Annotated in this window: 26 protein-coding genes and 1 riboswitch; of the genes, 12 read left to right on the top strand and 14 right to left on the bottom strand. The window is 26.2% G+C overall.

What is annotated here, in order from left to right; translation table 11 throughout:
• Positions 1–56 precede the first annotated feature (56 nt).
• Both mglA and mglC read left to right on the top strand, forming a co-directional pair.
• A complete protein-coding gene (gene mglA, locus AC4FQV_RS04095) occupies positions 57–1,604 on the top strand; it encodes a galactose/methyl galactoside ABC transporter ATP-binding protein MglA (protein WP_491138641.1) in 1,548 nt (515 codons plus the stop codon).
• The gene (mglC, locus tag AC4FQV_RS04090; RefSeq protein WP_491138642.1) at positions 1,576–2,604 is read left to right on the top strand and encodes a galactose/methyl galactoside ABC transporter permease MglC; all 1,029 of its coding nucleotides are present in this window, start codon (positions 1,576–1,578) and stop codon (positions 2,602–2,604) included. Before mglA ends, mglC begins: the two co-directional genes overlap by 29 nt.
• A 40-nt stretch (positions 2,605–2,644) precedes the next feature.
• Here mglC and AC4FQV_RS04085 read toward each other — a convergent pair whose 3' ends face one another.
• Positions 2,645–3,676, bottom strand: coding sequence for an aldose epimerase family protein (locus AC4FQV_RS04085; RefSeq protein ID WP_491164581.1), 1,032 nt, complete (start codon positions 3,674–3,676; stop codon positions 2,645–2,647).
• Between the two features lie 215 nt (positions 3,677–3,891).
• On the opposite strand from AC4FQV_RS04085, the gene AC4FQV_RS04080 reads away from it, so the two are divergent.
• Both AC4FQV_RS04080 and galT read left to right on the top strand, forming a co-directional pair.
• The gene (locus tag AC4FQV_RS04080) at positions 3,892–5,055 is read left to right on the top strand and encodes a galactokinase (protein ID WP_491138645.1); all 1,164 of its coding nucleotides are present in this window, start codon (positions 3,892–3,894) and stop codon (positions 5,053–5,055) included.
• 194 nt (positions 5,056–5,249) lie between these two features.
• Positions 5,250–6,746: a UDP-glucose--hexose-1-phosphate uridylyltransferase gene (galT, locus tag AC4FQV_RS04075; protein WP_491164578.1), complete on the top strand. Its 1,497-nt coding sequence runs from the start codon at positions 5,250–5,252 to the stop codon at positions 6,744–6,746.
• Positions 6,747–6,830: 84 nt separating this feature from the next.
• On the opposite strand, the gene AC4FQV_RS04070 is transcribed toward galT, so the two are convergent.
• A complete protein-coding gene (locus AC4FQV_RS04070) occupies positions 6,831–8,486 on the bottom strand; it encodes a nucleoside kinase (protein WP_491138648.1) in 1,656 nt (551 codons plus the stop codon).
• A gap of 126 nt (positions 8,487–8,612) precedes the next feature.
• Between AC4FQV_RS04070 and AC4FQV_RS04065 the strand changes: the two genes are divergently transcribed.
• The 4 genes from AC4FQV_RS04065 to AC4FQV_RS04050 all read left to right on the top strand — a co-directional run bounded on the left by AC4FQV_RS04065 (position 8,613) and on the right by AC4FQV_RS04050 (position 11,393).
• Positions 8,613–9,311, top strand: a complete 699-nt coding sequence (locus tag AC4FQV_RS04065) for a DUF421 domain-containing protein (RefSeq protein WP_491138649.1) — start codon at positions 8,613–8,615, stop codon at positions 9,309–9,311.
• Complete coding sequence (locus AC4FQV_RS04060; protein ID WP_491138650.1) at positions 9,308–9,742, top strand: DUF4363 family protein; 435 nt, start codon at positions 9,308–9,310, stop codon at positions 9,740–9,742. The genes AC4FQV_RS04065 and AC4FQV_RS04060 overlap by 4 nt, the downstream gene beginning before the upstream one ends.
• A gap of 87 nt (positions 9,743–9,829) precedes the next feature.
• Entirely contained in the window at positions 9,830–10,696 is an 867-nt protein-coding gene (fba, locus tag AC4FQV_RS04055; protein ID WP_491138652.1) for a class II fructose-1,6-bisphosphate aldolase, read from the top strand.
• Between the two features lie 133 nt (positions 10,697–10,829).
• Positions 10,830–11,393, top strand: a complete 564-nt coding sequence (locus tag AC4FQV_RS04050; RefSeq protein ID WP_491138653.1) for a class IV adenylate cyclase — start codon at positions 10,830–10,832, stop codon at positions 11,391–11,393.
• Positions 11,394–11,422: 29 nt separating this feature from the next.
• Here AC4FQV_RS04050 and AC4FQV_RS04045 read toward each other — a convergent pair whose 3' ends face one another.
• From AC4FQV_RS04045 to AC4FQV_RS04035, 3 genes are all read right to left on the bottom strand, one after another.
• On the bottom strand, positions 11,423–12,034 hold the full coding sequence (locus AC4FQV_RS04045; protein ID WP_491164576.1) for a hypothetical protein: 612 nt from the start codon (positions 12,032–12,034) through the stop codon (positions 11,423–11,425).
• Between the two features lie 107 nt (positions 12,035–12,141).
• On the bottom strand, positions 12,142–13,704 hold the full coding sequence (locus AC4FQV_RS04040) for a C40 family peptidase (RefSeq protein ID WP_491138656.1): 1,563 nt from the start codon (positions 13,702–13,704) through the stop codon (positions 12,142–12,144).
• Between the two features lie 156 nt (positions 13,705–13,860).
• A complete protein-coding gene (locus tag AC4FQV_RS04035) occupies positions 13,861–14,229 on the bottom strand; it encodes a DUF2164 family protein (RefSeq protein WP_491138658.1) in 369 nt (122 codons plus the stop codon).
• A gap of 171 nt (positions 14,230–14,400) precedes the next feature.
• On the opposite strand from AC4FQV_RS04035, the gene AC4FQV_RS04030 reads away from it, so the two are divergent.
• On the top strand, positions 14,401–14,775 hold the full coding sequence (locus tag AC4FQV_RS04030) for a hypothetical protein (protein ID WP_491164573.1): 375 nt from the start codon (positions 14,401–14,403) through the stop codon (positions 14,773–14,775).
• A 60-nt stretch (positions 14,776–14,835) separates the two neighbouring features.
• Here AC4FQV_RS04030 and ybaK read toward each other — a convergent pair whose 3' ends face one another.
• The 5 genes from ybaK to AC4FQV_RS04005 all read right to left on the bottom strand — a co-directional run bounded on the left by ybaK (position 14,836) and on the right by AC4FQV_RS04005 (position 18,597).
• Positions 14,836–15,321, bottom strand: coding sequence for a Cys-tRNA(Pro) deacylase (ybaK, locus tag AC4FQV_RS04025; protein ID WP_491164571.1), 486 nt, complete (start codon positions 15,319–15,321; stop codon positions 14,836–14,838).
• A gap of 92 nt (positions 15,322–15,413) precedes the next feature.
• Positions 15,414–15,974: an ATP-binding protein gene (locus AC4FQV_RS04020; protein WP_491164569.1), complete on the bottom strand. Its 561-nt coding sequence runs from the start codon at positions 15,972–15,974 to the stop codon at positions 15,414–15,416.
• A gap of 72 nt (positions 15,975–16,046) precedes the next feature.
• Positions 16,047–16,994 carry a ribonuclease Z gene (locus AC4FQV_RS04015; RefSeq protein WP_491164568.1) on the bottom strand — a complete coding sequence of 316 codons (948 nt, stop codon included), beginning with the start codon at positions 16,992–16,994 and terminating at the stop codon, positions 16,047–16,049.
• 127 nt (positions 16,995–17,121) lie between these two features.
• A complete protein-coding gene (locus AC4FQV_RS04010; RefSeq protein WP_491164566.1) occupies positions 17,122–17,877 on the bottom strand; it encodes an MJ1433 family protein in 756 nt (251 codons plus the stop codon).
• 216 nt (positions 17,878–18,093) lie between these two features.
• Positions 18,094–18,597, bottom strand: coding sequence for a GNAT family N-acetyltransferase (locus tag AC4FQV_RS04005; RefSeq protein WP_491138666.1), 504 nt, complete (start codon positions 18,595–18,597; stop codon positions 18,094–18,096).
• Between the two features lie 304 nt (positions 18,598–18,901).
• On the opposite strand from AC4FQV_RS04005, the gene AC4FQV_RS04000 reads away from it, so the two are divergent.
• The 3 genes from AC4FQV_RS04000 (at position 18,902) to AC4FQV_RS03990 (ending at position 21,893) form a co-directional block, all read left to right on the top strand.
• Positions 18,902–19,681: a histidinol-phosphatase gene (locus tag AC4FQV_RS04000; RefSeq protein WP_491138668.1), complete on the top strand. Its 780-nt coding sequence runs from the start codon at positions 18,902–18,904 to the stop codon at positions 19,679–19,681.
• 120 nt (positions 19,682–19,801) lie between these two features.
• Positions 19,802–19,906, top strand: a riboswitch (TPP riboswitch).
• Between the two features lie 96 nt (positions 19,907–20,002).
• On the top strand, positions 20,003–20,698 hold the full coding sequence (thiT, locus tag AC4FQV_RS03995) for an energy-coupled thiamine transporter ThiT (RefSeq protein ID WP_491138670.1): 696 nt from the start codon (positions 20,003–20,005) through the stop codon (positions 20,696–20,698).
• A 109-nt stretch (positions 20,699–20,807) separates the two neighbouring features.
• A complete protein-coding gene (locus tag AC4FQV_RS03990) occupies positions 20,808–21,893 on the top strand; it encodes a pyridoxal phosphate-dependent aminotransferase (RefSeq protein ID WP_491164564.1) in 1,086 nt (361 codons plus the stop codon).
• A gap of 59 nt (positions 21,894–21,952) precedes the next feature.
• Here the strand turns inward: AC4FQV_RS03990 and cax are convergent, their stop codons facing one another.
• From cax to AC4FQV_RS03970, 4 genes are all read right to left on the bottom strand, one after another.
• Positions 21,953–23,002: a calcium/proton exchanger gene (cax, locus tag AC4FQV_RS03985; RefSeq protein ID WP_491138674.1), complete on the bottom strand. Its 1,050-nt coding sequence runs from the start codon at positions 23,000–23,002 to the stop codon at positions 21,953–21,955.
• Between the two features lie 312 nt (positions 23,003–23,314).
• Positions 23,315–24,595, bottom strand: coding sequence for an alkaline phosphatase family protein (locus tag AC4FQV_RS03980; protein ID WP_491164562.1), 1,281 nt, complete (start codon positions 24,593–24,595; stop codon positions 23,315–23,317).
• Positions 24,596–24,658: 63 nt separating this feature from the next.
• Positions 24,659–25,030 carry a hypothetical protein gene (locus tag AC4FQV_RS03975; RefSeq protein WP_491164560.1) on the bottom strand — a complete coding sequence of 124 codons (372 nt, stop codon included), beginning with the start codon at positions 25,028–25,030 and terminating at the stop codon, positions 24,659–24,661.
• Between the two features lie 111 nt (positions 25,031–25,141).
• Entirely contained in the window at positions 25,142–25,555 is a 414-nt protein-coding gene (locus tag AC4FQV_RS03970) for a hypothetical protein (protein WP_491138678.1), read from the bottom strand.
• Positions 25,556–25,639: the final 84 nt, after the last annotated feature.

Here is a 25,639-nt window from a genome sequence, read left to right as displayed (position 1 = left end):
ATGGGATATATCAAATATTTGATATATCCCTCTTAATAAAGCAGGAGGTAAAAAAGATGAAAAACTCTTCAAACCTTTTAGAAATGCGAAATATCTCTAAAGAATTTCCTGGAGTAAAAGCCTTAGATAATGTAACTTTAAAAGTAAAATCAGGCTCTGTTCATGCTTTGATGGGAGAAAATGGTGCTGGTAAATCCACCTTAATGAAGTGCTTATTTGGAATATATCACCCAAATTCAGGAGAAATTTTTATTTCTGGCCAAAAGGTACAATTTAAAAACTCAAAACACGCCTTAGATAATGGAGTATCTATGGTTCACCAAGAATTAAATCAAGTTAGAGAAAGAAATGTAATGGATAATCTTTGGCTTGGTAGATATCCTAAAAAGGGATTTTTTATAGATGAAAAGAAAATGTATGAAGAAACAGAAAAAATATTTAAGGACTTAGATATAAATGTAAATCCTAAGGATAAAGTCTCTAATTTATCTGTTTCCCAAATGCAAATGGTTGAAATAGCTAAGGCTGTTTCATATAATTCTAAAATAATAGTAATGGACGAGCCTACTTCTTCTTTAACTGAAAAAGAAGTAAATCATCTTTTTAGAATAATAAATAAACTTAAAAAACAAGGTATTAGTATAATTTATATTTCTCACAAAATGGAGGAAATATTAGAAATTTCAGATGAAGTTACCATAATGAGAGATGGTAAATGGATTGCTACTGAAAAATCCTCTGAACTTACTATGGATTTAATAATAAAACTTATGGTGGGAAGAGAACTTACTGATAGATTTCCTAAAAAGGATCATACTCCTAAAGAAACAATCCTGGAAGTAAAAAATCTTAGTGATAAAAAACATGAACTAAAAGATGTTTCTTTTGAACTTAGAAAAGGTGAAATTTTAGGAATTGCAGGACTAGTTGGTGCTAAAAGAACTGAAACATTAGAAACTCTTTTTGGTCTTAGGGAGAAAGAAAAAGGTGAAATTTTACTTCATGGAAAAAAAGTAGATAATAGTAGACCTTTTAAAGCTATGAAAAATGGTTTTGCTCTTGTTACTGAAGAAAGACGTCAAACTGGAATCTTTGGGAATCTGCCAATAGATTTTAACTCTATAATAGCTAATATAGATAATTATAAAACCCCTTCAGGACTTTTATCAAATAACAGAATTTCTAAAGATACAAAATGGGTTATAGATTCAATGAAAGTAAAAACCCCAAGTCAAAAAACATTAATAGGTAGTCTATCTGGTGGAAATCAACAAAAGATAGTAATTGGAAAATGGCTTCTTAGAAAGCCTGAAATTCTCCTTTTAGATGAACCTACTAGAGGTATAGATGTTGGTGCTAAATTTGAAATATATCAACTTATAAATGAACTTGCAAAGGAAGATAAAGGCATAATTATGGTTTCTTCTGAAATGCCTGAACTTTTAGGTGTCTGTGACAGAATACTAGTTATGAGTAATGGAATGGTTTCTGGCATAGTTGATGCAAATGAAACAACTCAAGAAGAAATTATGCATCTATCTGCAAAATATCTATCAGTATCAGGAGGAGTTATAAATGGAAATCAAATCAAAGAAAAAGTTTAATTTTAATACACAATGGCTTATGAATAATGCTATATATATTGTCTTACTTGTTTTATTAATAGGAATTTGTATTATTTCACCAGATTTTTTATCAATAAAAAACTTTATTAATATATTAAGCCAATCTTCATCTCGTATAATAATAGCTCTTGGAGTTGGTGGTATCCTTTTAACAGCAGGTACAGACCTTTCAGCAGGTAGAACAGTAGGTCTTTCCGCTGTAGTATCAGCTTCTTTACTACAAGCTGGTGATTATGCCTATAAAATGTATCCTAATTTACCTGAACTTCCTATATTTCTTCCTATTTTAATAGCAATGATTGTTTGTGGAGTTGTTGGTCTTATAAATGGATTAGTTGTTTCTAAATTTAATGTGCCTCCTTTCATAGCTACTTTAGGAATGATGACAGGAATATATGGTATTAACTCAATATATTTTGATAGACCTCCTTATGGTGCTATGCCAATTGGTGGACTTAGTCAATCTTTTAGCAATTTTACTCTTGGCTCTATTCCTATTTATGGCAATATAAAAATTCCTTATTTAGTTATATATGCACTTATTGTAATTGCTGTAATTTGGACTTTATGGAACAAAACAAAATTTGGTAAAAACCTTTATGCTATAGGTGGTAATAGAGAAGCTGCTGTAGTTTCTGGAGTTAATGTAATGAAAACACTTTTACTAGTTTATATGTTAGCTGGAGTTCTTTATGGTTTTGCAGGAACCTTAGAAGCAGGTCGTGTTGGTAGTGCTACTGCTAGTACTGGTGAAATGTATGAATTAGATGCTATAGCTTCTTGTGTTGTTGGTGGTGTATCAACTGCTGGTGGTGTTGGAACAGTTCCAGGAATCGTAACTGGAGTTTTAATATTCCAAGTTATAAACTATGGCTTAGCTTTCATAGGAGTAAGTCCTTATTTACAATTTGTTATAAAAGGCTTAATTATAGTATTAGCTGTAGCTCTTGATATGAGAAAATATATGAAAAAAAATTAACAAAAAATGTATGGAAGAATATTCTTCCATACATTTTATTTTATAATATACTAAATTCAAAGGATGTATTTTGAGTATATTTATTTCCTGCTTTTAAAACTATATAATCTAAAAAGCAATCATCATATCCTATTGGTAAAGATTGTGTTTCAAAGCATATACCATCATGCTTTTTAGCAACCTCTCCTTTATCTAAAGGTAATTCATCAGGAAAATTCATTGAATAACAAACCACGGCTTTTTGGTCTGTTTTAACCTTCATAACTCTGCCTGAAACTTCATCTATAAGCATAGCATCATAATCTGATTTTTTATTTAAAACCCAAGGATGGTCATAGCCTGAACCTATTTTTAATTGAACATCCTCTTTATCTATATCCTCTCCAATTTTTTTAACCTCTCTAAAGTCAAAAGGTGTTTTTTCCACAGGTAATAAGTTCCCCGTAGGAATTAAATATTCATCTAATTCACAAATTTTATCTGCATCTATAAAAAGTTTTTCATCTAATACAGTTCTTTTACTATTTCCTGATAAATTAAAATAAGAATGATTAGTTAAGTTTACAATCGTATCCTTATCTGAAATCGCTTCATATTCTACAGAAAGCTTTTCCCCTTGTAAAATATAATTTACTGTAGTTTTTAAGTTTCCAGGAAAACCACCTTCTCCATCCTTACTAAAATAAGTAAAGGTAGCTATTAACTTATCTCCTTCTTCTTTATAAGAATAATCCCATATTTTTTTATTAAAACTATGTTCTCCTCCATGAAGACAGTTACCATTATTATTTTTGTCTAAATTATAAGTTACTTCATTTAACTTAAAAGAAGCTCCTCCTATTCTTCCTGCAACCCTACCAACTATAGCACCTAAACTTGATGGATTATTTATATAATTTTCTTCCTCTTTATAAGTAAGAACTATATTCTCCTTAACTCCTCTTTTATCCTGTACACATAGTCTTTCTAAAGTTGCCCCTACATTTAATAATTCTAAAGATATCTTTTCATTTTCTAAAAGTATTTTACTTATTTTATCATTAATTTTACTTTCTTTAATCAAATTATTCACTCTCCTCTCATATTTATAAGTAAATTCTAACAAGTTAAATTGTATTTTTCAACAAGTTTAACCTTTTAAAGCGCCTATTTTAGACAATGATAATAATAAGTATATATTTTAAAATAAATTAACAAAAAGTTAGTAAAATTTTTAGTAAAACATTTGATTTTTACCTTCTGTAATCGTATAATTAAATTACAGATTTTCTATTTCGGAGGTATAAAATGGAATTAAATAAACTTAAATTAGATTTTATAAATAAATTTGGAGAACAACCTGAAGCTTTATTTTTCTCACCAGGAAGAATAAATCTTATAGGAGAACATATTGATTATAATGGAGGCTTTGTTTTTCCTTGTCCAATAACTCTTGGAACTTTTGCTGCTGCAAGTTTAAGAGAAGATAAAATTTTTAGAGCTTACTCTCTTAACTTTGAATCTCTTGGAGTAATAGAATTTTCTTTAGAGGATTTATCATACAAAAAAGAAGATAATTGGACAAACTACTTAAAAGGAGTATTAAAAGTTCTTTTAGAAAAAGGATATAAAATAGATAAAGGATTAGATTTGCTTATATACGGTAATCTTCCAAATGGTGCCGGTCTTTCTTCTTCAGCTTCTTTAGAAATGTTAATTGTAAAAATATTAGATACTTTCTTCTCACTTAACATTTCAAAAGTAGATGCAGCACTTATAGGTAAGGAAGTAGAAAACACTTATATAGGTGTAAATAGTGGTATAATGGACCAATTTGCAATTTCTTTAGGAGAAAAAGATAAGGCAATTTTATTAGATTGTAATAGCTTATACTATGAATATGTTCCTTTAAACTTAGGAGATAACTCAATAATAATAATGAATACTAATAAAAGACGTGAACTTGCAGATTCTAAGTACAATGAAAGAAGAAAAGAATGTGATGATTCCTTAGAAATATTAAAAAAATATGTAGATATTTCTTCTCTTTGTGAATTAGATTTAGATGAATTTGAAAAGTATAAAGATAAAATAAATGACCCTATTAAAGCTCGTAGATGTTATCATGCTATTTCAGAAAATGAAAGAGTAAAAGAAGCTGTAAAAGCTTTAAAAGAAAATAACCTTGAGCTTTTTGGAAAACTTATGAACCAATCTCATATATCTCTTAGAGATGACTATGAAGTTACAGGTAAAGAATTAGATACCTTAGTAGAAAATGCTTGGAAACAACCTGGTGTTTTAGGTGCTCGTATGACTGGTGCTGGTTTTGGTGGTTGTGCTATAGCAATAGTTAACAATAATAATGTAGATGAATTTATAAAAAATGTTGGACAATCATATAAAGATGCTATAGGCTATGATGCTTCTTTCTATGTAGCATCTATAGGTAATGGTCCTACTAAGCTTTAATATAATTTTTAGCTGTATCAAAATATATTAAGCTTAAAATATTTTAAAATATATAAATAATCATTATAAGCTAAATTAAATCCCTTAAACATATTATAAAAATTTTACTAAAATGCAGTAAATTAAATATATTTTAAGCTTATAAAAATATATTTTGATACGCTCTCTTCAATTTAATTAAGGAGGATTTTCCAATGTATAATTTAAATGCTTTAATAGATAGATTAATAGAAATATCAATAGAAAATAATCTTATAGAAAATATGGATAATATATATGTTAGAAATAGACTTCTTAGTCTATTTAATGAAAATTCATATACTCCATGTGAAGAAAAACTTAATCTTACTCTTCACGAAACTTTAAATGAACTAATAAATATTGCTATAGAAAAGAAAATTATAGAAGATGCTTTATATGCAAAAGATATATTCTCTAGTGATATGATGAATATATTCTTACCAACTCCTTCTATAATAAATAAGGAATTTTATAAAAAATACCATATTTCACCTAAAGAAAGTACAGATTATTTTTATTCTTTAAGCAAAAGTTCAAATTATATAAGAACTGATAGAATAGCTAAAAATATAAGTTTTAAAGCACCATCTAAATACGGAGTTATGGACATTACAATAAACTTATCAAAACCTGAAAAAGATCCAAAAGAAATAGCTTTAGCAAGAAATTCTGTTAAAAGTAATTATCCAAAATGTTTATTATGTATTGAAAATGAAGGCTATGAAGGAACAGTAACTCATCCTGATAGAGCTAATCATAGAATGATTAGATTAAACCTAAATGATAAAACTTGGATGCTTCAATACTCTCCTTATCTTTATTATAATGAGCATTGTATAATTCTTTCAGAAAATCATACTCCTATGAGAATAGATATTTCTACATTTAAAAATCTATTAAGTTTTGTAGATAAATTCCCTCATTATTTTGCAGGTTCTAATGCTGATTTACCTATAGTTGGAGGCTCAATCTTATCTCATGAACATTATCAAGGAGGAAATCATAGATTTCCTATGAATGATGCAAAAAAATTATTTGATTTTTCTTTAAATGCCTTTAAAGATGTGGAATGTGAAGCTATTAAATGGCCTATTTCTACAATAAGATTAAGAGGTGAAAATATAGATTCTTTAGTTTTAGCCTCTGATTTAATATTAAAAAAATGGAGAGATTATTCTGATGAAGCTTTAGGAATATTAGCCTATTCTAATGAAGAAAGACATAATACAATAACTCCTATGGTAAGAAAAGAAAAGGGTAAATTCGTAGTTGATTTAGCTCTTAGAAATAATAGAACTTCTAAAGAGCATCCTCTTGGAATATTCCATCCTCATAGTGAAGTGCATCACATTAAAAAGGAAAATATAGGTTTAATAGAAGTAATGGGACTTGCTGTTTTACCTGGAAGACTTTTAAAGGAACTTGAAACAATAAAAGAATACTTAAAAGATGAAACATCCTTAGATAATATTGAAGATTATCATAGAACATGGGCTCTTGAACTTAAGAAAAAGTTTGATTATTTAAAATCCTCAATAGATTTAAATGACTTTGTAAATAAAGAATTATCAAATAAGTTCGTAGCTGTTTTAGAACATTGTGGTGTGTTTAAACTAAATGAAGAAGGCTTAGAAGGCTTTAAAAGATTTATAAAAATACTTAATAGCTAAAAAAGATGTATCAAAATAGATAAATACTATTTTGATACATCTAATTTTTTAATAAACTACTTAAAAATTCAATAAAAACTTATATTAATATTTATAAAAACAACTTCCTCCTATAAACTCTCTCAAAATTGAATTTTCTGGTACCCTTTCTTCCTTTACATCTACAAAAAACTTTAAGGTATTTATTAATCTTTTAACTTCATAATAAACACTACTATTTTTATCTACCCTTTCTAACTCTTTTAAAGCATACTCTTTTAAAACTGCTAGTTCATATACTAAAGTTGAGTTAAACATAACATCAGCCTCTTCTTGATAAACAAATATATTCTTTTCTTCTCCTCTTTTTATAGAACTCCACATTTCTAAAGTTTGTTCAGCTCCATATCCTCTTGACAATGAATCTCTTACTATACGTCTTATTTTTCTTACATCTGTAGTCGGTATTCTATTATGATTATCTAAATTTAATTGAGTTAAAGCAGATATATAAATCTTAAACTTATTTTTTAAGCTAATTTTTTCTGTAAGTTTTGGATTTAATCCATGTATTCCTTCTATAACTAAAACACCATTAGTAGGAAGCTTTATTTTATTTCCTAACCACTCTCTTTCTCCAAGCTTAAAATTATAAGAAGGTATTTCAACCTCTTTCCCCTCTAAAATATCATAAAGATTTTTATTAAATAAATCTAAATCTAAAGCATTTATAGATTCAAAATCTGGTTTTCCTTCTTCATCTAAAGGAGTATGAAGTCTATTTATGAAATAATCATCTAATGATATAGCAATTGGAATGTATCCATTAACTCTAAGTTGTATTGAAAGTCTTTTTGAAAATGTTGTTTTCCCTGATGAAGAAGGACCTGCAATTAAAATAATTTTAACATCTTTTCTTTCACTTATCATATCTGCTATTTGGGCTATCTTTTTCTCATGCAAAGCCTCTGAAACTCTTATTATATCTTCTTTATCCTCTCCTATTAATTTATAATTTAAAGAACCTACATCTGGTGTTCCTAAAATATTTAACCATCTTTCATTTTCTCTAAATACACTAAATAACTTCTTTTGTTCCTTAAACTTTGGAACTATGGTTGGATTTTTATAACTTGGAACCATAAGTATAAATCCAGGATTATGATATAATAAATCAAAATACTTTAAAACACCAGTTGAATAGGCCATATCTCCATAAAAATAATCATATCTATCCTCTAATTTATATAAATTCACATACTCTTCCTTAACCCAATTTAACAAATCAACCTTATCTTTCATTTTATAAGACTTAAATATATCAATAGCCTCTTTTTTAGGCATCTTTATCTTTTCTATTACAATATTTTTATTAATTAATTCTATCATTCTATTTTTTATCTTTAATACATCTTCTTTATCTAACGCCTTTTCTTTGTGAATCTCTCCAAAGGTTCCTTTACTTATAGAATGTTCTATATTTATTCTAGCTTCTTTAAATAAATCTAAAGTAGCTTTTATAAAAACAAATTGCAAAGTTCTACTATAGGCTATTTTTCCCTCAGGATTAGAAATATCTATAAACTCTAAAGGTCCTTCATTATTTATTAAATCAGTAAATTCATAATATCTATTTCCTTGTTTTACTAAAGTTATAGGAACCTTTTCATTTATATAATCTTTTCCTAAAAGCTTTTCATATCTATCTCCCTTATTTATTATAAATTCCTTTCCCTTTAAAAAAACTTTAAATTTCTTCATAACTACCCTTCCTCTCTACTTATAAGAAACCTCATTGTTATTATACACTTAAAACTTTCAAAAAATTATTTATTTTTGTATAAATCTTAATAAAAATTGTTACCCTACTTAACAGGAGGTTTTTTTATGCTAATAACTTTTATAAGGACTGTAATACTTTATTTTATTGTAATTTTGAGTATTAGACTTATGGGGAAAAGACAAATAGGAGAGCTTCAACCTTACGAGCTTGTAATTACCTTAATGCTATCTGACCTTGCCTCTTTGCCAATGCAAGATACTCGTCTTCCTCTCCTTTTAGGAATAGTACCTATAATTACTCTTTTATTTGTAAAAATAGTAATTTCTGAAATTCAACAACATAGTAATTTATTTGAGAGAATTTTAGATGGAACCCCTTCAATAATTATAAGCAATGGAAAAATAGATTTAAACATGATGAAAAAACAAAGACTTACTATGAATGACCTTTTAGAAGAATTAAGAAGTGCTGGTTTTTTAGATATAAAAGATATACAATATGCAATAATAGAAACTAATGGAACTATTTCTATTATTCCTAAAAGTGTATGTGATACTTTAAAAAGAGAAGATTTAAATATAGAAAAAGAAGAAGCAAAAATGCCAATTGTCTTATTTGAAAGAGGAAAATTAAATAAAAAGGCCTTAAAAGAAATAAATAAAGATGAAACATGGTTAGATAAAAAACTAAAGTCCCTTAATTATCCTAAAAAAGAAGAACTTTTCCTTATTATGCTAGATTCTAAGGGAGAGTTTTATATTCAAAAAAATTTATCTAAGAAAAAAGAGGACATAGCTTTATGAAAAACACAATAATTTCTTCAGTTATATTTTTTTCTCTTCTTGCATCTATATTGTTTTTTAATAATAAGTTAATAAAATTATGCGATAATATAACTATGTATAGTAACGAAATTGAAAATACTTTGAGCTTAAAAGATTTTAAATCTTCCTATGAAAAGTCCTTAAATTTAAGTAAAATATTAGAGGATAATTACCTCTCTTTATCTCTTTACATAAACCATGAACAACTAGACAACTTAAATAAGGAAATTTTAAGCTTAACTCAATATATAAAGGCAGAGGATGTTTCAAGTAGTCTATCTTCAATCCATGTAATAAAAATCTATACAAAGCATATAAAAGATATTCAAAAGGTTAACATAGGTAATATTTTAAATTCCAATTTAAAAAATATATTTTATTGTGGAATTTATAATGATTTTAGTTTATAATATTATTTGAAAGGGGCAAGTCCCGCATGGACTTTTTTTGTCCCTATACAAAAAGTTAATGACAGATTTTGAAAGGTGGTAAACAAAATGGCATTAGTTAACGCAAAAGAAATGTTAAATAAAGCAAGAGAAGGAAAATATGCTGTTGGTCAATTCAACATAAATAACTTAGAATGGACAAAAGCTATATTATTAACAGCTCAAGAAAATAACTCACCAGTTATATTAGGAGTATCAGAAGGTGCTGCTAAATATATGTGTGGTTTTAAAACAATAGTTGGAATGGTTAATGGAATGATGGAAGAATTAAAAATAACTGTTCCTGTAGCTCTTCACTTAGATCACGGTAGTTACCAAGGAGCTATAGATGCTATGGCTGCTGGATTCTCATCAGTAATGTTTGATGGATCACACTACTCAATTGATGAAAACATAGTAAAAACTAAAGAAATCATAGATTTAGCAGCTGCTAAAAACATATCTGTTGAAGCAGAAGTTGGATCAATTGGTGGAGAAGAAGATGGAGTTGTTGGTGCTGGAGAAATCGCAGACCCTGCTGAATGTAAGCAAATAGCTGATTTAGGTGTTACTATGTTAGCAGCTGGTATAGGAAACATCCATGGAAAATACCCTGCAAACTGGGCTGGATTAAACTTTGAAGCTTTAGCTAACATTAAAGCTGCTACTGGAGATATGCCTTTAGTATTACACGGTGGTACTGGAATTCCTTCAGATATGATAGCAGAAGCTATTTCTTTAGGAGTATCAAAAATAAATGTTAATACTGAATGTCAATTATCATTTGCTGCAGCTACTCGTAAATATATAGAAGCTGGAAAAGATTTAGAAGGAAAAGGATTTGACCCAAGAAAATTATTAAATCCTGGATTTGAAGCTATAAAAGCTACAGTTAAAGAAAAAATGGAATTATTCGGTTCAGTAAACAGAGCTTAATAATTTACAAATAAGAGAGATTAGATTTTTCTAATCTCTTTTTTTATTTTAAAAAGCTTTAACTTTTAATATTCTTTTCACTCTCTTATATTTTGTTTATAATAGTAATATAAAAATTTTGGAGGTAATTATTATGAAAGAATTAGAAACTAGAATTATGGATATAGATGTAGAAAATTTAAGAAATACTCTAGTAAAACTAGGCGCTAAAAATGTTAAAAGGGAAAATCAAATAAATGATATTTTTGACTTTCCAGATAGAAAATTATTAAACAAAAAAGGATACGCTAGAATAAGAACTGTTGAAGACCTTATAAATAATAAAACTATTTACTTTATAACTACAAAGAAAATGATAAGCCAAGAAGAATTTAAGGTTATGGAAGAAAATGAAACTATTATAGAAAACGGTGAAATTGGAAAAAACATTTTTACTTCTTTAGGCTTAGAGCTTTTTCAAAGTATAAAAAAATATAGAGAAAGTTATAGTTATAAAAACTCTTTAATTGAAATAGATATTAACGACCCTTCTTTTTGCCCCTTTCCTTATGTAGAAATAGAAACTACTTCTCTTGAAAAACTTAATGAAATTTTAAAAGATTTAGGATATTCTATAGAAGATACTACATCAAAAACTATTTATGAAATTTTAGAAGAAAGAGGATTATGCCCTGATTCTAGCAAAAAAGGAATTTAATCTTTTAAATAGGATGACTTTTAGTCATCCTATTTAAAAATATTCTTATTTTTAATTTTATCCTTTATTATCTTAAATATTTTCCCACTTTTTTTAGGAACTGCAAAGCTATTATGATGATATCTCTTATTATTTAATATATCCTGGGAAAACATTTCTAATTCTATTACTAATTGTTCATATTCCATATAGTTTTCTTCTAATCCCTCTTCAAATAAGCTATCTTTAACTAAAACTCCTATACCCTTTTGCCAAGTAATATTTTTTTTATTACATGCACTTCTAAAATCCTCTAATAAAATATTTAATGGCTCACTCTCTTTAAAAACATCAAAATTTTCGTTTAAGATAACTGAAAGCTTTATTTCATTTAAAAAACTCTTTCTTTTATTTTCCTCTCTAATCTTCTCTATAAACTTTCTGTCAAAATCATTTAAAATATTATTTTTAATAGAAGAAATAAATATTACATTGTTATAATCCCTTATTTGGTTATTAAAATTATATAAAAAATTCTCTTCTAAAAAATTTATACTAAATTCTACTTTTTCTATAAGACTTTTCTTTATGCATTGGCTTATATAATAAGCATTACTTTCCTTATCTTTAAAATCATTAATTAATATCAATACCCTTTTCACAAAACACCTCCCAAAATTTTACAATTTAATTATATTATATTTTACATTTTTTGTATATAAAAAAAGCAAGCTATATAAATAGCTTGCTTTAAATTATTCTGTTAAGTTTAAAGAACTCTTCTAGCTCTTCCTATTCTGCTCCATGGAACAGGAGCTATAGAAACAAATTTTCCTTTGTTAGGTGATTCTATCCATTGGTTATTTCCTATATACATTCCTACATGACCTAAATCTTTAAAGAATAATAAGTCTCCTGGCTTTGCATTACTTGGAGAAACCTCATATCCATTATTTATTTGGTCATAAGTACTTCTTCCTAAATTTACACCTGCTTGTTTAAATCCCCATTGCATTAAACCTGAACAGTCAAAAGCTCTATAATTTCCATTTAAATATTGTGAAGGAATATCATAGAATCCTCTTCTTGCATGGTCTGGGAAAGTTTTTCTTAAATTACTTAATAAATTTGAAGTTAAAACTTCTCCTGTTCCCCCATAAACATAAGGTGCTCCTAATTGTTGTTTCATAGCACTTAAAACTTTTTCATATGTTCCTTGATTAACTTGTCCATTTTGACTTCCGCCTGTATTTCCTTCATTTGAAGTTACTATTTTAACATATTCTTGATTTAAATAGCCAACCTTACCATTATAATTAACCTTAAACCAGCCTGAAGCTGTTTTTCCTTGTATAGTAAATTGCTCATTTGGTAATAAATATGCTAAAACTGAACTATTAGTATTTGGTTGACTTCTAAGTCTTAAATTACTACTAACATTTACTACTTTTCCAGTTTTGCCTTTATAAGTTTCATCTAAACCAGAATTTCCACTTCCACCTTGGTTGTTATTTGAATTTCCTTCTTCTATAAGTTGTACAAAGTCTCCATGAACATGTCCTCTTGTTCCTTCAGCTTCAATATTATACCATTCTCCACTTCTGCTTTGTATATTAAAAGTATCTCCTGCACTTAAAGAACCTACAACTGAGCTACTTGTACTTGGCTTTTCTCTAACTCTTAAAGAAGTACTTACATTTACAACCTTACCTTTTTTACCAGCTACAGAAGTATCAACCTGTGAATTACCCCCATTATTTGAAGAATTATCTCCTACCTTTACATAATCTCCATGGATATATCCTGTAACTCCATTTGCACTTATATAATACCAATTGCCACTTTTTCCTTTTATCTCAAAGCTATCTCCACCTCTTAGGCTTCCTACAATGGCACTACTTGTACTAGGTGATTGTCTAACTCTTAAAGAAGAACTTACATTTATAACTGTTCCTCTTTTTCCAGCTAAAGAAGTATCTAAATTACCACCTGAATTAGAACTTCCACCTAATTCCTTTACATAATCACCATGAATATATCCAACTTTACCCTTAGCACTTATTTTATACCAAGCGCCTTCTTTTCCTTCTATATTAAAAACTTCACCATTAGTTAAATATCCAAGAACCTCACTATTTGTACTTGGACTTTTTCTAATTCTTAAATTTGTACTAACATCTACAACTTGTCCTTTTCTTACGCTTCTATCTGCATTTGCTTCTAACTGCTTTGCATTTTTATGTTCAGCTGCATAAGCCTTTTCGCTATGTGCAGTAACTACACATACCGTTGTTACAGCAAAAAGTAATGCTGCTATTTTATTTTTATTCATACACAATCCTCCCTAGTAGTCATATTACACCCCTACAAAAATAATCCTTCACTTCTATAATATATTTTTTATAAAGATTAATCAACAAAATAGTTACAAAAAAATTTCAAAAGAAAAAGAGATTACTGTAATTTATTCAGTAATCTCTATGTTCTACTACTTTTCTAAAGTTAATAAATCATCAGATTTTTCAAAAATATATTTATAAGAATCTAAAACTCCTTGCAAATAAAATTTTGCTCCTAAATTTTCAATAAAAAATTTTATTATATCTTCTAAAAATTCTTCATCTAACTTTTCTTCTTTTTCCTCCTTAAAATATTTTAGAATTTCCTTTTTCAAAAACTCCTTCTTCTCTTTAGAAATATCAAAATTATTATTTATTTTAATACTTCCTCTCTTTTTATTATCTATTGTTATATCACTTATAAAAAAACTTGTATAACAAATTCCCTGCTTATCATAATAATCTTCTTTGTTACCATAATATCCTTCTTCAATTTTATTTAAATCATCTTTTTCCATTTTACTTTCACGCCTTTAAATTTAAAATTTTTAATATTCCTTTATATATTTTATTCAAAAAATATTCTAAAGTTACTTAATATAAGTTTTATCTTTTAAGTTTTTATAATAAAAAGTTTATTTTATGATTATATAAATTATTTCTGTAAATACTAACTATGAGGTGATTTTATGTATAAAGCAATTGGTATAAATAAAGACAAAGAATTAAAAGCTTTAAGAAAAAAAACTAAACGCTTTGTTCCTCCATATCATTATAAAAAAACTTGTTCTTGTCATAATGAAAAAGAAAATATAAATAATTCTTTTTCAGAACCATTAAAAAATATAAAAAGATATGAAAATATAAAAGATGGACATTGCAAATTAAAGCCTTGTATTTTAGATAATAATTTTAAAATAAACAAAAAATTTTTATTAGCTTCTCTTTTAGTATCTACAGTAAGTATTATAGGACTTAGCTGTGCTAAGAAAAGGAAAAAAAATAAAATCAATATTTTAGAAACTGCTACACCAATACTAAAACTTACTAAAAACTTATTCTAAAAAATAAAAGAAGCCATAAATCTATGGCTTCTTTTATTTAAGTTAAATTTATATTTAAATCTATTTTATTAAAGATTCAAACTCACCCTCTACAACCTTTACTAAGTCCATAGGCTTTAACTTTATTTGATGACCTATTTTTCCTGCACTTACTATCATAAAATCTAAATCCTTAGCACTTTCATTTATAAAGGTTTTATAATTACGTTTTAATCCTATAGGAGAACATCCTCCTCTGATATATCCTGTATATTTTAATATATCTTTAACTGCTATCATTTCAACCTTCTTTTCACCAGCTATCTTAGCAGCATTTTTTAAATCTAATTCTTCTGCAACTGGTATAACAAAAACATATAACTCTTTGCTTGTTCCTTGAGCTACTAATGTTTTAAATACATTCTTCTCATCCACTCCAATTTTATGAGCTACTGAAATTCCATCTATTTTCCCATCTTCACTTTCATAACTTAACATATCATATGAAATATTCTTAGAATCTAATATTCTCATAGCATTTGTCTTAAGTTTTTTATCTTTTGCCATAAATTTCACCTCTTAAATATTAAATACTTTATTATTATACAATAAAATAAAAGTATAATCTTATATATTTAAAATAGTTATATTCATATTTTTTATATTTCTCTTAGGAAAACAAAATCTGTTACTTCCTTTTTTAAATTATCGTAGGAAGTACTATTATCTATTTTAAAATCACATAACTTAATTATTTCTCTTGTATCTTTTTCTAAATCATCCTTAGAATTTTGTTCATACCCATCTCTATTTTTTAGTCTTTTTCTTCTTACCTCTTCACTACAAGTAACTCCTACACTTTTAAAACCATATTTTTTCCAAAACTCAAGGTCTTCATAAGTTCTTCCACCAGTTACTATTATAAGCTGTTCATCATCTATTTCATATACAAATTCCTTCTTAAACTTTTCTAAAATTTTTCCTAAAACATAATAGCTTAAAAAGTTTTTATCTATTTCCTTTAACTTTAAAGCTGTATATACATAAAATTCTCTTTTTTTATTACGCCATTTATCTTCAGCTAAAAATATACAAGACATATCTCTAACTAAATCTCCTATATTGAAGAAACTAACACTTTTTTCTGAATACTCATTTATAAGTTTAGCTACAGTATCTTTTCCTGAACCTTTTTCTCCAAAAATTATTAACCCAACCATAGTTATCAATTCCCTTCTTAGCATAAGATTTACATAATAATTATAACACCTCTTTAAATTTACAATTTTAAACTATTCTTTAAAATTTAGTATAATTTCTCTCCCCTCAAAAGCTAAACTAGAGTTTTTAAAAATATTCTTTGCATTATTTATAAATTCATAAGGCTCTTTAAGGGAAGGGCTAAAATGAGTTAAAACTAAATCACAAACCTCTCCCATTTTTCCTAAAGAGGCAGCTTCTTTAAAGGTCATATGTTTATTCTTTATAGCTTTTTCTTTATCCTCTTCACTTCCATAAGTTCCTTCACAAATATATAAATCACTATCCTTTATAAATTTAGGTATTTGTTCTGTAGGCCTTGTATCTGTGGTAAAACTTATTTTAATCCCTTTTCTTTCCTCTCCTAATACCATATCAGAGGAATATTTAACTCCTTCAAATAATACATAGTTGTTTTTTTGTAATTTAGACCATATTGCCTTTGGAATATTATTTGCCATAGCCTTTTCTATATTAAATTTTCTTTTTCTTTTAATCATAAAAGAATATCCATTACAAGGTGAAGAATGGTCTAAATCTAAAGTTTCTATGCTTAAATCTGTATCACAATCAAGGTCATAATTTAATTGTAACCTAGAATCTTTTATAGAAAAGTCTATATTTTTTGCTTCTTCTATTATCTCTATATTAAAGGGAAGATATGTAAGTGTTACTGAAAAGCCTTTTAAAACTTCACTTATCCCCTTAGGTCCTATTATATATAAATCCTCAACTCTTCCACTATTACCAATTGTAGATAATAATCCTGGTAAACCATAAATATGATCTCCATGAACATGACTTATACATATAATATCTATTGACTTAAATCCTGTTTTTCTTTTTCTCATGGAAACTTGAGTTCCCTCACCACAATCTATAAGAATATTTCTTCCTTTAAAATTAACCATAAAGGAAGATAAAAATCTATCAGGCATTGGCATTCCTCCACCGCAACCTAAAAAAGTTAAATTAATCATAACTACTCCTCCTAAAAGTCATTAAATCTCAATGTTTTTAAGTAAAATATACCATAAGGAAATAATAAATACTATTTTATAAATATAAAATAATAAATAAAAGATATCTTTTTTAAAGAGATATCTTTTATTTAAAATAATTACATTCCTTTTCTTTTAAAGACCTTTTATCAAAAGGGTTTGTAACTAAAGCTCTTAAAAACAATTGAGGATAGTTAGCCTTTAACTGTTTCATGTATTGAACCCATTCAAAGGTTAAATATTTATATGCAACATTTATATCTTTTTCTATATGATTAACTTCATATTCTTCTAATCTATGAGAAAATCGACTACTTAACTCCTCCCTTAAATGCATAAGACATATAAGCATTTCTGAAAATTCTTCATGTTCTATTAACATAGGATTAGTTATTAAATTTATTACTAAATCTTTTTGTGAATTTAACTTATTTTCTAAATATATTAAATCTATCTTGTTTATATCAATTTCATAAGAATAATTATTCACAACTTCTTCTAATCTTTTAAAATCATTTTTATTCCATTCCTTCGTAACTAAAGCTTCTTTTGCAATAATTTCTGTACTATCATCTGCAAAGACAAATATATTTAAAATCTCTGTTCCAATTTCACTAAAGAAAACTCCAATTAACATACTTAACTTATCTTTTAAATGTTCTTTTTCTCTTTTTTCAAGTAATTTATCAATTACTAAAGTAGTAAAAAATACTTCCATAGGTATAAAAGCTATGTCTGCAAAAAGAAATATTAAAGTATGATTAAGATCATTAAATATAAGATAGTGTAAATAATGCAAAAATAAAGACAATCCTATTAACCCAACACCAATTAGTAAAAATTCCTTTTTCTGCTTGCTCATATTCTGTTTCTCCTTTGTATTTAAAGTCATTCCTATTTAAGACATTATATATTATAACCTTACTTTTAAACTCTTTCTATGCTTTTAAAATTTAATTTACAAAGATACTTACAAATAAAATATATATTAATTAAAACTTATACTTAATTTATAATCTAAATCCTTAAATAAAAAATCAGTTTATAGAAAACTTTCTATAAACTGATTTTTTATTAATTATATTATTGCTTTTTCAAGACATAAAAAAGGTTCTACTATGTCTCTCATAGACATCATTTCCCCTACATGGACATATCCTAAATTTTTATATAAATTGACAGCATTTTCATTTTTATGATAAGCACTTATTCTTATGGAGTTACATTTTTTCTCTTTAGCCATTTCTTCTATAAAATCTATCATTTTTTTACCATAGCCCTTACCTCTATGTTCTGTAGAAACAGCTATTCTATGAAAAGATAAAAATGGACCATCTACTTGCCATGAAATATCATTATAAACATCATAGGCATAGTCATTTACTGTAGCTACTGCTACTATTTCTCCTAATACCTCTATTCCATAAAGATGATTATTAAAAATATCTTTCAAAATTATTTCTGTATTGGGATAATTTTCATTCCAATTATAAAGACCCCTTAAATTCATTTCCTTTACAACATTATCATAAATACTTTTAACTTTTTCTAATTCTTTTTCTTCTATCAATCTTATTTTCATTTTCCTTATACCTCTTACTAAAAACTAATTTAAAATAATGCCTAATTAAACAATTAACCAAAACTTACCCCATGTTCATATCTCCTTTAAATGTTAATAATAAAATAACTTTAATTATGTAAAGTTCTCTTTACATAAAACCCTCTTTAAATCCACTTAATTACTTATCGTGGAATAATTTTATTTTATTCAAAAGGAAAAGTCAAAGAATTTTTTGTTAACATTTTTCTATTAAAATTTTATTAACATTTATCTTTTAATTATTTTTTTGATATACTCTATTTATAGAGAGGAAGTGGAATTTATGTTAAAAAAAATTAATTTTCATACTCATACTAAAAGATGTAAACATGCCCTTGGAGAAGATGAGGATTATATTAAAGAAGCCCTTAAAGAAAATTTAAATACCTTAGGTTTTAGCGATCACGCTCCTTATGCTGACAATAGATTTTCTCTTAGAATGAACTTCAATGAACTTTGTGAATATAAAGATTCTTTAGAGAAATTAAAAGATAAATATAAAAATTATATAAATATAAAAATAGGTTTAGAAATAGAATATTTGCAAACAGATGATTTTTATTATAACTACTTAAAAAATGAATTAAAATTTGATTATTTAGCTCTAGGGCAGCATTTATTTTTAAATGAGGAAGGAAATCTTAAAAATACTTACAATTTAGATAGCACAGAGGATTATATAGATTATGCAAAAAGTATATCCCTTGGAATAAAAAGTGGTTACTTTAGTTTTATAGCCCACCCTGATTTAATCTTTATAAATAATTTCCCTTGGGATGAAAATTGTGATTTAGCCTGTGATATTATAATTTCCTATGCAAAAAGATATAATTCTATCTTAGAATTTAACGCTAATGGCTTTAGAAGAGGAAAGAAAAAATTTATAGATGGAGAACGTTTTGCATATCCTTATGAAAAGTTTTGGGAAAAAGTTTCTTTGTCTAATGTAAAAGTAATAATTAATTCAGACTGTCATAATCCTAAAGAAGTCTTTGACTCTTATGTTTATTATGCTTATGAAAAAGCTAACTCACTTAATTTAAATCTAGTTTATGACATATAAATTTTCTTTTAAACTTTCTATTTTTATTTAAAAAATACAAATTTAGATAATATTTTTCATTTAATAGTAAATATTACTTGACCAAAGGTAAATTTATATATAAAATATATTTAGAATTATTTCATGTGCTAGGGGTGCCTATTGGCTGAGAGATGATATTTTTATCATTAACCCTCAACACCTGATCTGGTTAATTCCAGCGTAGGGAAGCGTTTAGGGCTGTATTTAAACCAGATCTTTAAAAAGATCTGGTTTTTTATTTAAAATATTTAAACTCTCCCTTAGCACAATTAAAGTTTAAGAAGGGGGGACTGAAAAACTATGATGTCATTTTCTCAAATAATAAATGATTTTATTCAAAGTTTTTCATCAATTAATTTAGGAGGAAATTTTAAGGAGATTGTAACTAATCCAATGACAATTCTCGCTTTAATAGGGGTCCTAATTATATTATTTTTACTTATAAAAGCTAAAAACATAAAATTTGATGCAAAAATGCTTACAACTATAGGAATTGCTTTAGCTCTTACTGCTGTTTTAAATATGCTAAAGATATATAAATTTCCACAAGGTGGAGGAATAACTTTAGGTAGCATGATTCCTATTATACTAGTTGCTTACGCTTATGGTCCATTAGTTGGAATGCTTACAGGATTTTTATTTGGGATAATATCCTTATTTATAGACCCATATATTATACATCCTGTTCAAGTTCTTTTTGATTATCCAATTCCATATATGGCTTTAGGAGTAGCAGGTTTCTTTAAAAATCATAGAATGTTTGGAGCTATAGTTGCGATATTTTTAAAATTCTTAGCTCACTTTATTTCAGGAGTAGTATTCTTTGGTTCTTTTGCACCTGAAGGAATGTCTCCAATTTTATATTCATTCTTAGTAAACGGTGCATTAATAGGCGCTGATGGATTAATATGTATAATTATTTTAAGCATATTACCTGTAAATAGGCTTATTAAGGCCATAAGACCAAAAAACATAGCAAATAACTATGCTTCTTAAAATACTAGGGTTAGATTATTTAATTAATCTAACCCTTTTTATTTCTTTAGTAAAGAATTATACTATAATTAAGAAATTTAAAGTTATATCAAATTTAAAGGAGGTACTTATGAGTATTAATCATGGTGCTAATTTATTTGATTTATCAGATAAATTAGGAGTAAATAAAAACGATATAAAAGATTTTAGTTCAAATATAAATCCCTTTGGTGCTTCTAAAAAAGCTAAAGAAGCTATTTTAGAAAATATAGATTTAGTTTCTATTTATCCAGACCCTAAATATAAAAAATTAAAAGAATCCATTTCTTCATATTGTAAATGCAAGGAAGAAAATATTATAGTTGGTAGTGGTGCTACTGAGCTTATATCATCTTTTATAAACATTATAAATCCTAAAAAAGCACTTCTTTTATCTCCCTCTTATTCAGAATATGAAAGTGAATTAGAAAAGATAAATTGTAAGGTATATAAATTTTTTGCAAGGGAAGAAGATAACTTTAAAATAGATTATATAAATCTTATAAATCATATAAACTCTTCAAACTTTGACTTAGTCATAATTTGTAATCCTAATAATCCTACAGGCTTTGCCTTTTCAAAAGATGAAATAAAAAATTTAATAAAAAACACCTCAACATTTTTTATGGTTGATGAAACCTATGTAGAGTTTACAGAGCCTGAAATTTATTCCTCTACTCCTTTAATAGATGAATTTAATAACCTTTTTGTAATTAGAGGAACTTCTAAATTTTTTTCAACTCCAGGAATAAGGTTAGGCTATGGACTTATTTCTAATGAAAAAATAAAAAAATCTATTTTAGAAAAATTAGACCTTTGGAACATAAATATTTTTGCCACAACTATGGGAGAAATTATGTTTAAAGATTTTGATTACATATTATCAAATAACCATAAGTTAAAAGAAGAAATGGAGTATCTTTTTAAAGAATTAAATTCAATAAAAGACTTAAAAGTTTATAAAAGTTATAGTAACTTTATCCTTTGCAAAATTAAATCAAAAAAAATAAATGCTAAAAATCTTTATGATGAACTTTTAAAAAAAGATTTAATAATTAGAAACTGTACTTCCTTTGAAGGTTTAAATGAATACTTTTTTAGAGTGTGTTTATTAAAACATGAAGATAATAAACTTCTTGTAGAAAATCTAAAAGAAATATTTTCTAATTTAAGTTAAATAAAAGGTTATAAGCATAATTAAATTTAATTATACTTATAACCTTTTATCTTTATAAGTTAAACTATAAGAAACATAACAGCAATTATTATATAAACAGCTAAAAGCTGAACTCCTTCAAGCCAATTAGATTCTCCATCACTAACTATACGATTAGCTATAAGAACAGATACTATTAAAGCAACTAATTCAAACTTATTAAAAATAATACTCATAGGTTCAAAAATAAGGCTTAAAAATATTAAAACTGGAGCTACAAATAATATTATTTGTAAACTTGAACCTATAGCAATCTCTACAGAAACATCCATTTTATTTTTCATAGCCATTATTATTGCAGTACTATGTTCTGCAGCATTTCCTATTATAGGAATTAAAATTATTCCTACAAAAAATTCACTAAGCCCTAAAGTTCTTGTCATAGGCTCTACAGCCCCTACTAAAAATTCACTTTCTACTGCAATAATTATAGTAGCTACTATAAGAACTATTATAGATTTTTTTAAAGACCATTTACTCTCTTCTTCACAATCCTCTCCACTTTCTATAGCATATATATCCTTATGAGTAAAGAAAGAGAATACTAAACTTAAAATATATATTATAAACATAACTAAAGCTACTATTACACTTAAACTTTCATACTTTGTATTTAAAAATTCTATTTTTATAGTATGCATAAATATAGCAGGAATAGTAAGACCAATAACTGCAAATAGTAACATACTTGAACTATTCTCCATAATCTTCTTGTTAAAACTTTGAGTTTTATATTTTATTCCTCCAGCTAACATACTAGCTCCTAAAACTAAAAGAATATTTCCAATTACAGACCCTGCAATAGATGCTTTAACAACATCAAACAAGCCACTTTTTAAAGCAAAAAAAGATATTATAAGCTCTGTTGCATTTCCAAAGGTAGCATTTAAAAAACCTCCTAGCTTAGGTCCTGTATAAAATGATATTTCTTCTGTAGCCTCACCCATAAGCCCTGCTAAGGGTATTATAGCTAAAGCTGATAATAAAAATCTAATAGTCGGTGAAAAGTTCATAAATTCTCCTATAATACTTATAGGAATGAATATTAAAAGTAATTTTAATATTTTCATCTTTAGTCCTCCATATAAACAAATTTTGCTAAAACAATTATAACATTTTATTAAAAAATTTACATTTTATTAATACACAAAATTTTAGTATTACATAAAGTTAATATACCCAAATTAGATTTTTATATAAATTTTTAAAAAATTACTTTAAAAAGCAAAAAAAACGCTCTTTTAAGCGTTCTTTTAATTAATTACATATCTACATTATGAAATAACTTTGGCAATATTTTTTCTACTATTTTAAAATATCATAATTTTGCGACAATTTCAATAATTTTATTCAATTAATTATTTTAATCAAAAAATTAATTTTTATTCTAATATTCTTTCTTCAACTTTTCCATCTATATCTTTAAAATCAATTCCTAAGATTTTTCCAATAGTAGGTCCATGATTTACAATACTTCCTCCCTCTAAAACAACTCCCTTTTTAATTCCTTTTCCAAAAGCTATTAAAAAAGTTTCATAATTTTCTTTTTTAGGAGAGTATCCATGAACTGCTTTATAAATATGTTTATCTTTAATAAATTTAGTTTCTTCAACAACTTTCCCAAAATATTCATTGGAAAAATAATATCCTCTCCCCCCTTCAACCATAAAAGTACATTCATTATTTGCCCCTTCTTTAATGGCTTCTTCTTTAGTTAATATTCTTTCTATAACTCCTTCTCTTTTTAGCTTATTTAAAATTTCTAAAGCTTTATCTTTAACCTCTTTATTTTCATCTTTTAAATAAATATAAGCAGAACCTCCACACTCTTTAGAAATAACCTTAAATCCCTTAAGCTTACCTTCCTTTATATTTATTAAATTTGCATCTTTAAAAGCACTATTTAACCTTATGACTTTATCTGTATTTATTGCACTATGGTCCCCTAATAAAATCAAAGTAGTATCTTCATAAATTTTAGCTTCTTTTAAAGCCTTTATTATTTCTCCAACTCTTAAATCATGTCTTTTTAAAGCTTCTAAGGCTTCTTTACTAGAATATCCAAAATCATGTCTATTAGAATCTACATCTATTAAGTGAATCATAGTTAAATTTGGTTTATATTTTTTTATAGTTTCTATTGCACAGGCTGTAGCAAAATCATCTAAATATGGCTCTTTTATTCCTTGTCTAATATGAGAAAACTTTTTATTCATATTAAATTGAAAAATTTTACTTCCTGCTAAAGCAGACATTACTATTTGATTTTGCCATGGTTTTGTTGTAAAAATTTCAGGCATGTTATAATCAATCTTTACCTTTCCTGTAACAGGCCAAAGTATAGAGGCTGTTTTAAGTCCTTTTTTCTTAGCTAAAGTAAATAAAGTTTCTCCCTTTATTTTATTTCCATACCAATTCCAATTAGGATTTTCTTCTTTAAAACTTAAAATAGTATTATTAGTTATTCCATGATTTACTGGATATTTTCCTGTTACAATAGTTACATGTGCTGGATAAGTTAAAGAAGGATATATACTATTAACATTCTTTATAAGTGAACCATTTTTTATCAATTTTGATATATTAGGTAAATTTTTCATTACCTCAATATCCTTAGAAGAAACTGCATCTAAAGATATAACTACCATATATTTGCTACTCAATATTATCATCTCCTGTTCCTATTAAATTATTTTAATTCTTTTATCTCTTATGTCAATGATAATTTATGTTAAAGCATAGGATTTATTTGTACTCTCCTTTGATTTTTTTAAAATCCCTCTAAGTTCTTCATAAATTTCCTTAGGTATTTGCCCCTTTATTTTACTTAAAATTTTTTCTCCTTCTCTAATTCTACCAATTCTAATATTTTCTATAAAAGTATTTATTCTATAGGAAACTCTTATTTTTTTACTTAAAAATATTAAAATACTTAGTAAAAAAGCAGGTAATAACACTCTAGGCTCAACTAAAGCAAACAAGACTACTATCCAAGCTATATTAGAGACTATTTTATAAGTTTTACAAAGACTTAAAACTTCATTGCTACACTCAATCTTATAAACTTCTCTTTTTTTCTTATTTTTTTTTAAATTCATCTTAATTCCCCCTTTATATAATACAATTATATACTTAAAATGAATTTTTTACCATATTAAACTTTTAAAAAAAGACTATTATTAAAATAGTTTTAATAATAGTCTTTTTTATTATCCTATTATATCCTTTGCCATATCCTCTAATTTAACTTCTCCTTCTTTTTCTGAGAAATTATAAAAACAATTTGCAATTTGAATTTTTTTAGCTCTTGATATATTTAAATCTTTACTTACCTTTTCTAAAAAGTCAACCTCTTCAATATCACAATCTTCATCTACAAGTCCTATTCTAACTAATTCAAAGTAAACTATATTCTTTATTCTTTCTGAAGAATTTTTTATAACATCTATAGCTTCTTCATAAGACAAGTTACCTAAATTACTTTCTTCTAAGCTTAATTCACTTATGTACTTTCTAATTAAATCCTCTTCTTCTTTTCTTATATTTTCATCAACTAAAGCAAATTCAGTTACTAAATTTATAAAAGCTAAGGCTTGTTCTTTGTTTAATTCTCTTAAAAACATTGAAATCCCTCCATATAAATAAAACTTTAACTTATTAATAATAATATACTATAAAAAAAAAATTATAACAAAAGCTTAATAGCT

The organism is Clostridium sp. TJA038 (assembly GCF_058310255.1).
Note: the sequence above shows the minus strand (reverse complement) of the source record. Positions and strands in the feature narration are given on the sequence as shown.

Excerpts from the sequence above, each read along its gene's own strand:
- AC4FQV_RS04050 (WP_491138653.1), top strand. The coding sequence starts at position 10,830 with ATGAAAGAATTAGAAACTAGAATTATGGATATAGATGTAGAAAATTTA.
- AC4FQV_RS04030 (WP_491164573.1), top strand. The coding sequence starts at position 14,401 with ATGTATAAAGCAATTGGTATAAATAAAGACAAAGAATTAAAAGCTTTA.
- AC4FQV_RS04000 (WP_491138668.1), top strand. The coding sequence starts at position 18,902 with ATGTTAAAAAAAATTAATTTTCATACTCATACTAAAAGATGTAAACAT.
- AC4FQV_RS04070 (WP_491138648.1), bottom strand. The coding sequence starts at position 8,486 with ATGAAGAAATTTAAAGTTTTTTTAAAGGGAAAGGAATTTATAATAAAT.
- AC4FQV_RS04040 (WP_491138656.1), bottom strand. The coding sequence starts at position 13,704 with ATGAATAAAAATAAAATAGCAGCATTACTTTTTGCTGTAACAACGGTA.
- AC4FQV_RS04060 (WP_491138650.1), top strand. The coding sequence starts at position 9,308 with ATGAAAAACACAATAATTTCTTCAGTTATATTTTTTTCTCTTCTTGCA.
- AC4FQV_RS03970 (WP_491138678.1), bottom strand. The coding sequence starts at position 25,555 with ATGTTTTTAAGAGAATTAAACAAAGAACAAGCCTTAGCTTTTATAAAT.
- mglC (WP_491138642.1), top strand. The coding sequence starts at position 1,576 with ATGGAAATCAAATCAAAGAAAAAGTTTAATTTTAATACACAATGGCTT.
- fba (WP_491138652.1), top strand. The coding sequence starts at position 9,830 with ATGGCATTAGTTAACGCAAAAGAAATGTTAAATAAAGCAAGAGAAGGA.
- mglA (WP_491138641.1), top strand. The coding sequence starts at position 57 with ATGAAAAACTCTTCAAACCTTTTAGAAATGCGAAATATCTCTAAAGAA.
- AC4FQV_RS04080 (WP_491138645.1), top strand. The coding sequence starts at position 3,892 with ATGGAATTAAATAAACTTAAATTAGATTTTATAAATAAATTTGGAGAA.
- thiT (WP_491138670.1), top strand. The coding sequence starts at position 20,003 with ATGATGTCATTTTCTCAAATAATAAATGATTTTATTCAAAGTTTTTCA.
- AC4FQV_RS04065 (WP_491138649.1), top strand. The coding sequence starts at position 8,613 with ATGCTAATAACTTTTATAAGGACTGTAATACTTTATTTTATTGTAATT.
- AC4FQV_RS04035 (WP_491138658.1), bottom strand. The coding sequence starts at position 14,229 with ATGGAAAAAGATGATTTAAATAAAATTGAAGAAGGATATTATGGTAAC.
- AC4FQV_RS04005 (WP_491138666.1), bottom strand. The coding sequence starts at position 18,597 with ATGAAAATAAGATTGATAGAAGAAAAAGAATTAGAAAAAGTTAAAAGT.
- AC4FQV_RS04010 (WP_491164566.1), bottom strand. The coding sequence starts at position 17,877 with ATGAGCAAGCAGAAAAAGGAATTTTTACTAATTGGTGTTGGGTTAATA.
- ybaK (WP_491164571.1), bottom strand. The coding sequence starts at position 15,321 with ATGGCAAAAGATAAAAAACTTAAGACAAATGCTATGAGAATATTAGAT.
- cax (WP_491138674.1), bottom strand. The coding sequence starts at position 23,002 with ATGAAAATATTAAAATTACTTTTAATATTCATTCCTATAAGTATTATA.
- AC4FQV_RS04020 (WP_491164569.1), bottom strand. The coding sequence starts at position 15,974 with ATGGTTGGGTTAATAATTTTTGGAGAAAAAGGTTCAGGAAAAGATACT.
- galT (WP_491164578.1), top strand. The coding sequence starts at position 5,250 with ATGTATAATTTAAATGCTTTAATAGATAGATTAATAGAAATATCAATA.
- AC4FQV_RS04015 (WP_491164568.1), bottom strand. The coding sequence starts at position 16,994 with ATGATTAATTTAACTTTTTTAGGTTGCGGTGGAGGAATGCCAATGCCT.
- AC4FQV_RS03990 (WP_491164564.1), top strand. The coding sequence starts at position 20,808 with ATGAGTATTAATCATGGTGCTAATTTATTTGATTTATCAGATAAATTA.
- AC4FQV_RS03975 (WP_491164560.1), bottom strand. The coding sequence starts at position 25,030 with ATGAATTTAAAAAAAAATAAGAAAAAAAGAGAAGTTTATAAGATTGAG.